The sequence below is a fragment of the Arthrobacter sp. Helios genome, from assembly GCF_023167125.1.
GTDB lineage: Bacteria > Actinomycetota > Actinomycetes > Actinomycetales > Micrococcaceae > Arthrobacter_B > Arthrobacter_B luteolus.
In genome coordinates, this window is record NZ_CP095402.1 from 3,230,417 (window position 1) to 3,243,973 (window position 13,557).

Annotated in this window: 12 protein-coding genes; 9 read left to right on the top strand and 3 right to left on the bottom strand. The window is 64.4% G+C overall.

Features of this window, described 5'->3' with window-relative positions; genetic code table 11:
• Positions 1–601: 601 nt before the first annotated feature.
• Both ArtHe_RS14775 and ArtHe_RS14780 read right to left on the bottom strand, forming a co-directional pair.
• Entirely contained in the window at positions 602–1,255 is a 654-nt protein-coding gene (locus ArtHe_RS14775; protein ID WP_248317644.1) for a histidine phosphatase family protein, read from the bottom strand.
• Positions 1,252–2,742: a CCA tRNA nucleotidyltransferase gene (locus ArtHe_RS14780; RefSeq protein ID WP_248317645.1), complete on the bottom strand. Its 1,491-nt coding sequence runs from the start codon at positions 2,740–2,742 to the stop codon at positions 1,252–1,254. Before ArtHe_RS14780 ends, ArtHe_RS14775 begins: the two co-directional genes overlap by 4 nt.
• 143 nt (positions 2,743–2,885) lie before the next feature.
• On the opposite strand from ArtHe_RS14780, the gene ArtHe_RS14785 reads away from it, so the two are divergent.
• The 6 genes from ArtHe_RS14785 (at position 2,886) to ArtHe_RS14810 (ending at position 9,587) form a co-directional block, all read left to right on the top strand.
• The gene (locus ArtHe_RS14785; protein WP_174522136.1) at positions 2,886–3,416 is read left to right on the top strand and encodes an NUDIX hydrolase; all 531 of its coding nucleotides are present in this window, start codon (positions 2,886–2,888) and stop codon (positions 3,414–3,416) included.
• Positions 3,417–3,495: 79 nt separating this feature from the next.
• Positions 3,496–5,163, top strand: coding sequence for a murein biosynthesis integral membrane protein MurJ (gene murJ, locus ArtHe_RS14790; protein WP_248317646.1), 1,668 nt, complete (start codon positions 3,496–3,498; stop codon positions 5,161–5,163).
• A gap of 167 nt (positions 5,164–5,330) precedes the next feature.
• Positions 5,331–6,839 (top strand): ABC transporter substrate-binding protein, encoded by a 1,509-nt coding sequence (locus ArtHe_RS14795; protein ID WP_248317647.1) that lies wholly within the window; start codon positions 5,331–5,333, stop codon positions 6,837–6,839.
• Between the two features lie 166 nt (positions 6,840–7,005).
• Positions 7,006–8,040 carry a thioredoxin-disulfide reductase gene (gene trxB / locus ArtHe_RS14800; protein WP_248317648.1) on the top strand — a complete coding sequence of 345 codons (1,035 nt, stop codon included), beginning with the start codon at positions 7,006–7,008 and terminating at the stop codon, positions 8,038–8,040.
• Positions 8,041–8,061: 21 nt separating this feature from the next.
• Positions 8,062–8,388, top strand: a complete 327-nt coding sequence (gene trxA, locus ArtHe_RS14805; protein ID WP_066300427.1) for a thioredoxin — start codon at positions 8,062–8,064, stop codon at positions 8,386–8,388.
• Positions 8,389–8,393: 5 nt separating this feature from the next.
• Positions 8,394–9,587, top strand: coding sequence for a peptidoglycan-binding protein (locus tag ArtHe_RS14810; RefSeq protein WP_066300430.1), 1,194 nt, complete (start codon positions 8,394–8,396; stop codon positions 9,585–9,587).
• A 17-nt stretch (positions 9,588–9,604) separates the two neighbouring features.
• Here the strand turns inward: ArtHe_RS14810 and ArtHe_RS14815 are convergent, their stop codons facing one another.
• Complete coding sequence (locus ArtHe_RS14815) at positions 9,605–10,510, bottom strand: LysR family transcriptional regulator (RefSeq protein WP_066300432.1); 906 nt, start codon at positions 10,508–10,510, stop codon at positions 9,605–9,607.
• Positions 10,511–10,649: 139 nt separating this feature from the next.
• Between ArtHe_RS14815 and ArtHe_RS14820 the strand changes: the two genes are divergently transcribed.
• The 3 genes from ArtHe_RS14820 to ArtHe_RS14830 are packed head-to-tail and all read left to right on the top strand — an operon-like array spanning position 10,650 to position 13,557.
• Complete coding sequence (locus ArtHe_RS14820; protein WP_066300438.1) at positions 10,650–11,909, top strand: FAD-dependent oxidoreductase; 1,260 nt, start codon at positions 10,650–10,652, stop codon at positions 11,907–11,909.
• Positions 11,906–12,769 (top strand): NAD(P)-dependent oxidoreductase, encoded by an 864-nt coding sequence (locus ArtHe_RS14825; RefSeq protein ID WP_066300447.1) that lies wholly within the window; start codon positions 11,906–11,908, stop codon positions 12,767–12,769. The genes ArtHe_RS14820 and ArtHe_RS14825 overlap by 4 nt, the downstream gene beginning before the upstream one ends.
• On the top strand, positions 12,766–13,557 hold the full coding sequence (locus tag ArtHe_RS14830) for an ABC transporter ATP-binding protein (RefSeq protein ID WP_066300453.1): 792 nt from the start codon (positions 12,766–12,768) through the stop codon (positions 13,555–13,557). Before ArtHe_RS14825 ends, ArtHe_RS14830 begins: the two co-directional genes overlap by 4 nt.

Sequence of the window (13,557 nt, forward strand, 5' to 3'; positions counted from 1 at the left end):
GGCCACTGAAATAGGCAATTGGGCTCCGCATGCTGATCTGTGCCCGCATTAATCGGGCAGGCATGGGAGGTCGGTAATACCAGTCAGGGCCAGGAATCGAAGCCGCGGTGCCCGAAAACCTGGGTGAGCTGCATGGAGTGCGGCCCCGCAGACCGGGAACCAGTGGAAACCTGGCTGGCTACGCGGCAATCCGCGGATGCACAGCGGCTTCCCGGACTTGTCCGGAACCGCCGGGCTGCCTGCCGGTGCCAAGGGGCTGGCCGCAGGTTCGGTACTGCATTCCAAGTGGCAGGCCGGACATGGCTGCACGGAAATGGAACTGCGAATGGGACCGCCGGGATGTACCCGAAATATTCGTATCCATTTTCCACCTCCGTTGTTCGTCCGGGGCCACTGAAGGGCCGCTGCGCTGGGTTCTGCAAGTACCGACTGCATGCACTTTGCTGGTGCACTCTGCTCATACACTTTGCTCGCGCACTTTGCTTAGCTCTTGCACTTTGCTTATGCACTTTGCTGGGCAGCTGAGCCGGCCGCTGAAAAAAATATAGCCGACTTACATGGGGATTGCCAAGCCCAAAGTAAAACTTTTTCGGAATTCTTTCTAGATATTCCATTTCAGCAGGGCCGGAGTGTGCTTATCCCAGCCCAGGACGCAGACGGCCGCAGTTCCGAGCACCAGATGCCGCCCCTGATCGGGGGCAAGACCCAGCCAGCGGGCGGCGAGGATCCGCAGGAAATGTCCGTGGGCCACCAGCAGTGCCCGCTCCAGCGGAACGGCGTCCGGGTCCTGGTCCATCGGCGTTCCGCAGCCGGCCTGGACGGTGGAGATAATGCGGTCTGCGCGGGCTGCGACGGCGTCCAGTGTTTCGCCGCCCGGAACGCCGTCGTTCCAGATGATGTAGCCCGGGTTCTCCGCGCGCACCTCGGTGCTCTTCCGGCCTTCGTTCCGTCCGTAGTCCCATTCGTGGGCGTGGGGCAGGATCTCGGCGTCCGGGTGGCCCAGGAGTTCAGCAGTGCGCCGGGCCCTGACCAGTGGGGAGGTGAAAACCCGGTCGAAGCTGAAGCCACCGATCTTTCCGCGTGCAGCCGCAGCCTGCGCTTCGCCTTCCACGGTGAGGGGGATGTCGGTCAGCCCGGTGTAGTTTCCTTCCCGGGACCATTCAGTCTCCCCGTGCCGGACCAGCCAAAGGATGGGCAGCGGAGTTCCGGCGGGTGTCAGGTCCGGAACTGCCGGTCCAAAGTTCCCTGCGGTCATGACTGTTCCTCCGTCTCGTTGGGCTGCGCCAGCTGCTCCGCGCTCCCGGTGTCCTGCCGGCTTTCCGGCTGTTCCTGCCACCAGGCGCGCAGCTTGGCCGCCGCCTCTTCCGGATTCGACGGACCATTCTCCATCCGTTCCTCCAGGAGGAAACGGTAGGCACGGCCCACCACCGGTCCCGGCCGGATGCCAAGCAGTTCCATGATCTGGCTGCCGTCGAGGTCCGGACGGATCGAAGCCAGTTCCTCCTGCTCGGCCAGTTTGGCGATCCGGGTTTCGAGGTCATCGTAGGCGAAGGCCAGGCGTTCGGCCTTGCGCCGGTTCCGGGTGGTGACATCGGAGCGGGTCAACCGGTGCAGGCGCTCCAGCAGCGGGCCGGCGTCCGTGACGTACCGGCGCACCGCGGAGTCGCTCCAGCCCGCGTCGCCGTAGCCGTAGAAGCGCATGTGCAGTTCCACCAGGCGGGAGACGGCCTTGATGGTGTCATTGTCAAAACGCAGCGCCTTCATCCGTTTCGCGGTGAGCTTGGCGCCAACGACGTCGTGGTGCAGGAAGCTGACCGATCCAGCGGGTTCGAAGCGGCGGGTGGCGGGCTTTCCGACGTCGTGCATCAGCGCCGCGAAGCGCAGGATGAAGTCGGGGCCCGGCACCGGTCCGTCAGGGCCGGTTTCCTGTTCGCAGGCCTGCCGCAGCACGGTCAGCGAGTGCTGGTAGACGTCCTTGTGCCGGTGATGCTCGTCCATCTCCAGCTTCAGCGCCGCGACTTCGGGCAGCACATAGTCAGCCAGGCCGCTCTCCACGAGCAGGTCCATGCCCGCCGCCGGTGATTTGCCGTTGATCAGCTTCACCAGCTCATCGCGGACCCGTTCAGCCGAAATGATTTCGATCCGCCCGGCCATATCCTTCATGGCCGCGAACACCTCCGGAGCAACGCGCACGTCGAGCTGGGACGCGAACCGGGCCGCGCGCATCATGCGCAGCGGGTCATCGGAGAAGGACGACGACGGCGCGCCGGGGGTGCGCACCACTCCGGCCTGCAGGTCACGGACTCCGCCGTAGGGGTCCACCAGTTCGAGCTGCGGCAGCCGCAGGGCCATCGCGTTCATGGTGAAATCCCTGCGGTACAGGTCGTCCTCGAGCTTCTCGCCGAAGGCAACCACCGGCTTGCGGGAGTCCGGATCGTAGGCTTCGGCTCGGTAGGTGGTGATTTCGATCTGGAAGCCGTCCTTGCGCATCCCGATCGTGCCGAACTCCCGGCCGATCTCCCAGTACGCATCGCACCAGCCGCGGACCACGGCAAGGATGTCATCCGGCCGCGCATTCGTGGTGAAGTCCAGGTCGGGAGAGACCCGGCCCAGGAACAGGTCGCGCACCGGTCCGCCGACCAGGGAGAGTTCAAACCCGGCCGCCTGGAATTTCTCTCCCAGCTGCGGGATCACGCCAGGAAGCGGGGGATGCGGGACAGAGCTGTCAAAAAGGTGCGCCATAGTGCTTTAAGCGTGCCAGATAAACCGGCCGCAGCGGACAACAGAGCCCGCCTGTGACCCGGACACGCCGGGGTTGGCGCGGCCGGGCGGGGGCGGGCTGGGAACAGTCATCATCGCTGGGGAAAGGTAGTTACAGTGGGGGTATGGCCCATCCTGTCCCGAGTGCGCCCAAGCGGACCCCATTGACTGCGTCAATGGGCAGTTCCGGCGCGCACCCGGCGCATGCGGCCCTGCCCACCGTCGAAGAGGTGTCGGCTGGCGGCATTGTGGTGGATACCAGTGATTCCCAGCTGCCCGTGGCCATCATCGCGCGGCTTAACCGCGGCGGACGGCTGGAGTGGTGCCTGCCCAAGGGCCACCCGGAGAACGACGAGGACAATCAGCAGGCAGCCATCCGCGAGATCGCCGAGGAAACCGGCATCAGCGGCCGTATCCTCAGTCCGCTGGGCAGCATCGACTACTGGTTCACCGTCAGCGGCCACCGGGTGCACAAGACCGTGCACCACTATCTGCTGGTCGCCGTCGGCGGCGAACTCACGATTGAGAATGACCCTGACCACGAGGCGGTTGACGTCGCGTGGGTACCCCTTTCAGTCCTGAGCCGGCGGCTTTCCTTCCCCAATGAACGGCGTATTGCGGACCTCGCCCGTGAGATCCTGCCCAAGCACCTGTGACCGGCGGCGGAGTCCGGCGGATGCCCGGACCTCCAGGTTTTGAGGGATTGGTGCGCGAAGGTGAGAGCATAAGGACATAATGGCCGCACAGAAAACCGCTCCCAGCACTGCCCGCTCCAGCGCCGTCATGGCAGCGGGAACCATGGTTTCCCGCGTACTCGGATTGGTCCGTACCGCGCTGCTGGCCGTGGCTATCGGCAATACCGGGCTGGTCACGGACATTTTCAGTTCCGCGAATGTCCTGCCCAACTTCATCTACCTCCTGGTGGCAGGCGGCGTCTTCAACGCCGTGCTGGTGCCGCAGATCATCAAGGCCAGCAAACGCGAGGACCGCGGGGCGGATTACGTTTCACGAATCCTGACCCTGAGCCTGGTGTTCCTGGCTGTCATCGCTGCCCTGGCCACCATCGCGGCGCCGCTGATCCTGCCCCTGGTGACAGCGCTCAATCCGGACCAGCTGCCGCTGGCCACCGTTTTTGCCTACTGGCTCTTCCCGCAGATCTTCTTCTACGGCGCGTACGCCGTGATTGGCCAGATCCTGAACGCCAATGGGCGGTTCGGTGCGTACATGTGGGCACCGGTGGTCAACAACCTGGTGGCCATCGCCGGCCTGATCGTCTTCATCACCTTCATCGGCCGGCAGGAGAGCGAACAGTTCTCTCCGGAAACCTGGACCTCCACGGCAACCCTGATCCTTGCCGGCAGCACCACCCTCGGAATCGTGCTGCAGGCCGTTGTCCTGCTGTTCCCGCTGAAGAAGCTGGGGCTTGGGCTGCGTCCGTCCTTCGGGCTGCGCGGGGTCGGCCTCGGGCAGACCGGCAAGGTGGCCAAGTGGACCGTGCTCACCATGCTCGTTGGCAACGGCGCCTACCTCGTCTACACCAAAGTCGCGACCATTGCCTCCGCGGCGCGGCCGGCCTACCAGGCCATGACGCCTCCCCAGGAAATCGCCGGTCACCTCAACCTGGAGACGGCGGCGATGCTCTACATCATTCCGCACTCGGTCATCACGCTTTCGCTCGCGACCGTCCTCTTTAACCGGATGTCCCACGCCTACGTGGAACAGGACCTGGACGGTGTCCGGGACACCATTGCCCGCGGGCTGCGGGCCATCGGCGTGGCAACCGTTTTCTGCGCGGCTGTCCTGGTGGTGCTGGCCGGTCCCATCAGCATGTGGTTCAGCGGCGGGTCCAACGCCTCGGCCGTGATCCAGGCGCAGGTGCTGGTCCTGCTGGCAGCCAGCGCCCCCTTCCTCAGCGCAACCTTCCTGATGAACCGGGCCTTCTACGCCAATGAAGACGCCAAAACACCACTGATCATGCAGGTTATCCTCTCCATCCTGGGCGTGTCCCTGGCCCTTGCGGCGGCCGCCCTTCCGGCGGACAGGATCGTTTTTGGCCTGGCCGTGGCCTACTCAATCGGCAACATCGCCGCCGTGGTGCTCAGCCACATCTTCCTGAACCGCAAACTTGGCCACTACGGTGCCGGGCGGGTGTTCGATCTGCACGTCCGGTTGACCGTCGCAGCGCTCGGCGCCTCCGCCGTGGGAGCAGCAGCCCTGGCAATGCTTGGGGGCTACACCTCGGACGGGTTCGCCTGGAGCTCCCTGGCCAGCGCCGTCGTCGTCCTGGCGGTCTGCGGCACGCTGATGGCTGCGTCTTACGCCGCGATGCTGCGCGGGCTGAAGGTCAGGGAACTGGACGAGTTCATGGCACCTATCCTCGCACGCCTCAAACGCGGGGCCTGAGACACCAAACTCAGGTTTGGCCGCCGCCGCGGGTAGCATGGAATAAGGCGGGCGGTACGGGAAAGTCAATGGTGGCGTGCGCGTACTGTGTTAACCGCACCGGCAGCCCCACGCCCGCCGGTGGCTAAATCTTGCAGAAGTTACAGCCGTTTCCACGGGAGGAACACGTGCCACAACCGGTAAACGTTGGTTCAGTGCTGGGCGGCCGATACAAGGTCACCGCCCAGGTACTGGCCTCGGCAGAGAACGACCTTGTCCTCGACGGCGTGGACCAGGTGCTGAACCGTGCCGTAAGCATCCTCGTTGCCGCACCGCAGAACGCCAGCCAGGTTAGTGCCAGCGCGCGGGAAATCGCCATCGGTGAGCGTCATTCCACCGTTCAGATCCTGGACCTGGGCGTCAGCGACGGCTGCACCTATCTGATTACCTCCACCGGCAACGCCGCTGACCTCCTTGACCTCGTCATTGAACGCGACGCCCCCTATGTGGAGCCCTTCTTCACCGACACGCTCGGCTCGGAAATCTTTGGCGAACCGCGTTCGCGCGAACCCGAGACGGTCGAAGAAGACCGCTATGTCGAGGAATCCCCGGAACGGGACCGCAAACCGCTGCTCTCAGGCCTGTCCAAGCCCCAGCTCCCCCGCTTCGGCCGCGGTGCCGCAGCTTCCGGAGCGGCAGGTGCCTCCGCGGCTGCCAATGCGGAGCGTGACTTGGAGTTCGGCGGATCCCAGGGAGCCCCGGCGGAAGCGGCCACCGGCGCCGCAGCCGTTCCCCCGCCGCCCCGCCAGAGCCCGCGCACAGCCGCCTACTCCACGCCCGCCCCGGAGACGGCCCCGGTTGCCGCCCCCAAGGTGAGCCGCTGGGAAGATGAGGATGACTTCCCCGCGGAAGGCTACCGGCCTGCCGGCGAGAACGAGCGCCGGGCCTCCAGCTTCCCGCGCACTGCCCTGGGTGCCGGCTATGACTCCGATACCTACGAGGACTACGACCAGGAAGACGACGCCGAGCCCCGGGAAGGCGGCGACCGCAAGTACGGCCGGCTGCTGGTCGGAGGCTTCCTCAGCCTGGTGCTGATCGTCGCCGTGGTTCTCGCCTTTACCAACCTCGGCAAGGTCGGGGACATGTTCGCCTCCGACGAGGTTTCCACCTCCCCGGAGGCGGTAGCCCCGGCACCGGAAGAGGGTGCAGCCGAGGAAACCGGAGCCGCCCTGCCCGCTCCGGCGACCGCAGGTGTCACGCGCCTGGTTCCCGGCAACCAGTCCCTGGACTCGGTGAACGACGCCGCGCTTCCGCAGATCATCGACGGTAACCCGGCCAGCTACTGGTCCAGCTACGTCTACGCTTCGGAGACCTTCGGCGGACTGGCGCCCAGCCTGGCGCTCGTCGTCGAACTTGAAGACGAATCTGCCGTTAGCAAGGTGGACATCACGCAGCTGAACGGCAGCGGCGGCAGCTTCTCCGTGATGCTCAATGACCAGCCCACCCTGGAAGGCGCCTCCACCGTGGCCCAGTCCGGCTTCACCGGACCCACCACCAGCATCTCGGTGCCCAAGGTGGATGGTGAGCCGGCATCGGCAAGCTACGTCATCATCAACTTCACCCAGCTGCCCCGCCTGAGCGGAGTGCAGGCCGAATACCCCTGGGGCCTGCGCATCGCAGAGATCGCAGTGTCCTGATTCCACCCATTTGAGCCGCCGGCAACCGGCCCGGCGGCTCAACGTGTGACGCAGGAGCCATTCGGAATAAGCTGTTCTCTGTCAGTGTTGTGCCGGGTGGTTAGAGTCCCCGAGCGTTCCATCACCGGATCACGCCCGTTTCTCCAAAGAAAGAGGTTCACAGCACGTGAGCACCGAAATTCTGCCCGATGCCGCAGGTTCCGCGCCCGAAATCCGGGACGTCATCATCGTTGGTTCCGGGCCCTCCGGCTACACCGCTGCCGTCTACACCGCGCGGGCCAACCTGAAGCCGCTGCTGATCGCCAGCTCCGTCACCGCCGGCGGTGAACTGATGAACACCACTGACGTGGAGAACTTCCCGGGCTTCCCTGAAGGGATCATGGGTCCGGATCTCATGGCCAATCTGGAGAAGCAGGCCGCCCGGTTCGGCACCGAGATCCTCTTCGAGGATGTCACCTCGGTTGACCTCACCGGGGAGATCAAGAAGGTCACCATCGGCACCGGGGAGACCTTCCTGGCCCGCGCCGTGATCATTTCCACCGGGTCGGCTTACCGCGAGCTGGGCCTCGAGGACGAGAAGCGGCTGTCCGGCCGCGGCGTCAGCTGGTGCGCCACCTGCGACGGTTTCTTCTTCAAGGGCCAGAACATCGCCGTCATCGGCGGCGGAGACTCCGCCCTGGAGGAGGCGCTGTTCCTGACCAAGTTCGCTGATTCGGTGACCGTGGTGCACCGCCGCAACACACTGCGCGCCTCGAAGATCATGCAGGACCGTGCGCTGGCCAATGAGAAGATCCGCTTCATCTGGGATTCCGAAGTTGTGGCGATCCATGGCGCGGACAAGGCCACCGGGCTGCGGCTGCGCAACACCGCCGACGGCTCGGAGTCGGACCTCGAGGTCACCGGCATCTTCGTCGCGATCGGCAACGATCCGCGCATCGATCTGGTCCGCGGCCAGCTGGAGCTGACCGAAGCCGGCACCATCGCCGTCCAGGGACGCACCTCCAAGACCTCCCTGCCCGGTGTGTTCGCAGCCGGCGACGTTATTGACCCGACCTACCGCCAGGCCATCACGGCAGCGGGATCGGGCTGCGCTGCTGCCCTCGACGTCGAGCATTACCTGGCAGACCTTGGTTCAGCCGCCACTGCTGCCACCGTTCCCACCCCGGCGTCGGAAACTGTTTCCGAAAACGCCGCCGTCTAGAGATCCACAAGGAGTAAAACCATGAGCAATGCCAAGGACGTAACGGATTCCTCGTTCAGCACCGATGTGCTGGCCGCAGACAAGCCGGTCATTGTGGACTTCTGGGCTGAATGGTGCGGTCCGTGCCGGATGCTTTCCCCGATCCTCGATGACATCGCCGCCGAGTACGCGGAGAAGGTCGACGTGGTGAAGGTCAATGTGGACGACAACCCTGCGATCGCAGCCAAGTACGGCATCACGTCCATCCCTGCCGTCTACGTTTTCAAGGGCGGTGAGGTTGCTGCCACGTCGATCGGTGCGAAGCCGAAGCAGGTCCTCGAGCAGGAATTCGCGGCCTTCCTGAAGTAGGTTTCATGACCATGCACTCGGCGGACGAAAGTCTGCGGAGACTGGATTCCAGCCGGCGCGTAGTAACGCTTCGCGAAGCACTGCTGCGCGCCGGCATTTCCATGTCCTATCTCTCCCCGGACGCCGTTAACGATCCCACCGTCTTTGACGACCACGTCGATGCGGCGGTCCGTGCCTTCCAGCAGAGCCGCGGCCTGATCGTCGACGGCGTCGCTGGTCCGGATACCCAGCGTGCCCTCGCCGAAGCCCAGTTCCGCTTCGGCGACCGTGCCCTGGCCTATGCCGAAGATGAGCCTGCCGTTCGGGGCGACGACGTCGCGGAACTGCAGCGCCATCTCTCCCACCTGGGTTTCTACTACGGGCACATTGACGGCGAATTCGGTGTCCGCACCCGCTACGCCGTCGCCGAGCTGCAGCTGAACCTTGGGATCCCCGGGACCGGGGTGTGCGACACCGATACGATGACGGCCATGCTGCGGGTGAACCGTGCTCTCTCCCCCAGCCAGGCCTTTGCGCTGCGCGATTACGAGCGGCTGGACCGTTCCACGGCAGCCCTGCGCGGGCGGACCATCACCCTGAATATCGGCCGTTCGGAAACCCCTTCCGCCCACGTCACGGAGCGCCTGACCGGCCAGCCGCTGACCGAAGTCCTGGTCGCCTCCGATGTCAGCGCACGGGTGGAACGCATCCTCAACGAATTCGGGGCAGAGGTGGTTGCCTACGACGCCGAAGCCAACGGCAACGACCCGGCCGGCAAGCTGCCGAGCCTGAACGTCAACATTCACTGCGACTGGCTGGACCAGCCGGCGGCCTCCGGCATTGCCGCCTATTACTGGGGCCTGCCCTCCTCCGGAGAGCCCCGCTCCCCCATCGGCCAGCGGGCAGCCATCCTGATGATCAAGGAACTCGCGGCCCGGACCGATATGGGCAATCTCGGCATCCACGCCCGCACCTGGGACACGCTAAAGCTGCCCGGCATCCCATCCGTGGGAATCGATCTGGGCTACCTCAGCAACTTCCACGATGCGCACCGGCTCGCCGATCCCGTCTTCCGGCAGACTGTCGCCGATTCCATTGTCATCGCGATCCAGCGGCTGTACCTGCTGGAAGAAGAAGACCAGCCGACCGGCACACTGGCTCTAGACGACGTCAGCCGCTTTAACCCGGACGCGGACGCCCGCAGGGTGTCCGGGCTCTAAATGCTTGACGGCTGATTCTAGGCGCTGGCGTACGGGTTTCCTGCTTCCTCCATCATCGCTTGTACCAATACCTCTACGGGCCCGGATTGGACCGCGGAAGGCCAGGTCACCCAGGTGCGCACAAGCATCTCCATGCCTTCTTCATCCAGGGCATCCAGCGGAACCCAGGGCCAGTCAGGGAAATTGATCGCCGCTGACGCCTGAGTAGTCAGGGCGGCATCAGCGGATGCGAGATCCGCGATCAGCAGCGCGTGATGGCTGAACCGTCTAAAGACCCAGCGTGCCCTAATTCCCGCGGCGTCCGCGGCCGCACGCAGCTTGACCTCCTGGGCCTTGATCTCGCCGACGGCGTGTGCCATGACAGTCAGGGTGTCCAGGTCTGCCAACCTGAGGCTGCTTCGCCCGGCAAGGGGGGAGCCTGGAGGGAGGACGGCCCCCAGCGGCTGCGTCAGGACGTGCTTGGCATGCCCCTCACGCGGACGGGCGTGCAGGAGGCCCACATCCAACGCGCCGTTCCGCAGGAGCCTGCGCTGCTCATCGCTGCTGGCCTCGAATAGAGAGAGCTGCACCCTCTGGTCTGCCGCACGCACCCGGGTGGAGATCCGGCGGAACCAGTCGTGTGGCAACCCCGGAGGGGCTCCGATCCGCAGGACGCGGTTTCCCGATGCCGCAACCCGAACAATCTCGGGAATTTTCTCCATATGACCAATCAGCTGATGCGCATGGCTGTAGAGCGCTTCGCCAGCCTCCGTCAATGTGACCCCCTTGGCCGTCCGGACAAAAAGCCGGCTCCCGACTTCCCGCTCCAACTCGGCAATCTGCCGGCTCAGCGCGGGCTGGGTCATGTGAAGCTCTGCGGCAGCGCTGCTCACCGAACCCGTTGACGCGGCCCGGACAAAATACTCGATCTGCCTGAACTCCATTGCTACTCCCATGCCTGGTGGTAATGACTGAACAGCTTATTAGGCATTTGAATTATGACGCCCATCACAACGAGAATGAAATTCTACCGATGCCTTTTCTGGCAGGGTTATCAATTTCAAGCTTTAAGGAAATATCTCCATGCCCCACACTCCGGGCCGTACAGCTTATGACGTTGTCGTTGTAGGAGGCGGAGCGGCTGGCGTGGCTGCGGCCGTCAGCGCAGCACGCAGTGGCGCTGCGGTTTGTCTTGTCGAACAGTACGGTTTCCTCGGCGGAGCGGCCACTAACAGCTCGGTGCTCGCGTACTGCGGTTTCTACGACCAGCAGGGTGAGCAGGTGGTCTACGGTTTCGGCGACGAGTTCCTCCAAGAACTCCACCGCCATGACCTCTACCGCCGGGAAACCTTCAGCAACTCCGGCAACACGGTCGTCCTCCTCGACCTCGAAACCACCAAACTCATCCTGGACAAGCTCGTGGCCTCGGCAGGCATCGACGTCCTGTTCCACAGCACGCTCCACTCCGCACGCCGCGGTCCCGGCGGAATCGAAAGCGTCCTGATCTCCCACCGCGGAGGGAATCTGGAGCTCACGGCCAAGGCCTTCGTCGACTGCAGCGGCGACGGGGCGCTCCTGGCCGCCGCGGGCGCCGACCATCATCTCTCACCGACTGACCAGCGTCAGGCCAGCACTCTTGTGATGAGGGTTGGCGGGGTGGCGGAAGACGCCGAGACGTCGTCCCAGGCAATGGATGATGCACTGGCCCGCTATGCCGCCCGGACGGGCGTGGAACTCGGCCGCAGCAACGGTACCTGTGTACGGCTGCCCCTCTCCCGCGAATTGATGCTGCTCCTGGCTGACGAACACATCGACATACTTGATGTCCAGCAGCTCAGCGGTGCGGAGAGCCGGGCCAGGGCACTGTGCCACGACTATCTGGACGCCTTCGTATCCTTCCTGCCTGGCTGGCGGGATGCTTACCTGGCAGCCACGGGCCCGCAACTGGGAATCCGCGAGGGACGCAGGCTTCTGGGACAGGAAACGGTGCGGGCCTCGGACGTGAGCGGAGCGCGGCGGCGCCCCGAGGATGCAATTGCCCGCTGTGGCTGGCCCATGGAGGATCACGCCGTAGCCGGATCCACTTCCTACCATCGGATTGCGGGGAAGAGCTGGTACCACATTCCCTACGGCGCCCTGGCTTCCTCCGACGTGACGAATCTCTGGGCCGCTGGACGCCTGGTCAGCTCCGACAACCGGGCTTTTGCTTCCCTCCGGGTCATGGGTACGTCCTTTGCGACCGGTCAGGCAGCCGGGCTCGCGGCGGCCCTCTACGTCCGGGACAGCACAGTTGATGTCCTGCGGCTGCAGGAAGCACTCGTCGGTCAGGGGGCACTGCTGTGAGGGGGCCCTGGATCCAGCTGCCGCAGCGGGTCGCGCTGACCGGAGCCGCCGGCTCTCTGGCGTCCGACATCATCCCGGCGCTGCAGGACGCAGGGATAGAGCTGCGCTGCATCGACCGGGTCCGTCCCGAACGGGATTTCGGCGCTGACTGGGCGATCTGCGACGTCAATGACCGCTCGGCTCTCAGCACCGCTTTGTCAGGATGTGACGCGTTAATCCATCTCGCTGGTATACCGCTGGAGGACGACTGGGACCGGATCCTCAGGGCCAACATAGACGGCACCCAGGCAGTGCTTGAAAGCGCACGGCTGCAGGGCATCACCAAAGCAGTGCTGGCAAGTTCGATTCATGCCGCCGGCTTTACTCCGGTCCCCACCGACGGCACAGCGGTCCCCGACGATACACCGGTGCGCCCCAATACCTTTTACGGAGTCTCCAAAGCTGCATTGGAGGCCCTGGGCAGTTACTACCATGACCGGCACGGCATGGACGTAATTTGCCTGCGTATCGCGTCACGCTTCGAACAGCCCCGGGACGCCCGGATGCTGAGCACCTGGCTCTCCCCCGGAGATGCGGGTTCCCTGTTCCTCCATGCCCTGGATAAGCCCTCAAACGGTTACCGCATCATCTGGGGGGTCTCGGCCAACACCCGTGGCTACTTGTCCGCTACCGGCGGCTCCGCAATCGGCTACGAGCCGGATGACGACGCCGAACTCTGGGCACCGGGCCTGATCGGCCCACATGCCCCGGAATACCTGCAGGCCTCCGAATGGGACCAGCAGTTCATTGGAGGGATCTTCTGCTCCCCACTCCCTCCCCGCCAACCCTCACAGTCCTCCGACATTCAGGAAACAAGATGACCCCAGAAACTTCGACGGACTATGCCTTCGAGGTCAACTCCGTACACAAGGTATTCCCCGGTTCCACCGGTGTCCATGCCCTCGATGACATCAATCTGAAGCTGAAGGAGGGCTCCTTCACTTGTATCGTGGGTCCTTCCGGCTGCGGAAAGTCAACCCTACTTCGCATCCTGGGCGACCTGGAAACAGCAACTTCCGGCCATATCTCCACAAGCCTTCGAGCAGACAAGGTTCCGACCTCAGCGTTCGTATTCCAGGAACACGGCGTGTTTCCCTGGTTCAACGTCCTGCAGAACGTCGCGTTCGGCGAGCAAATGGCCGGTGTGGGCCGACGTGAACGCGAGGAGCACGCCCGGCACTGGATTGCCGAAGCCGGCTTGACCGGGTTCGAGAACTCCTATCCGCATCAGCTGTCCGGCGGTATGCGCCAGCGCATTGCCATCGCCCGCGCGTTTGCCACCGGATCCCCCGCACTGCTGATGGATGAGCCGCTGGGTGCCCTTGACGCACAGACACGGATGCTGATGCAGGAACAGCTGGTGAAGCTATGGGAGCTGGAGCGCAAAACGGTTGTTCTTGTCACCCACTCAATTGAAGAAGCGCTCCTGCTGGGCGACCAGATCGTGATGATGTCCGCCCGCCCCGGCCGGGTCAAGGAAATCATTGACGTCCCGTTCGGACGCCCCCGCAGCATGCAGATCGAAGCAAGCCCCGAGTTCGCGTCAATGAAGCAGGATATCTGGGATTCATTGCGCGACGAAGTCCAAGCATCTCTGAGGTATTCCTAA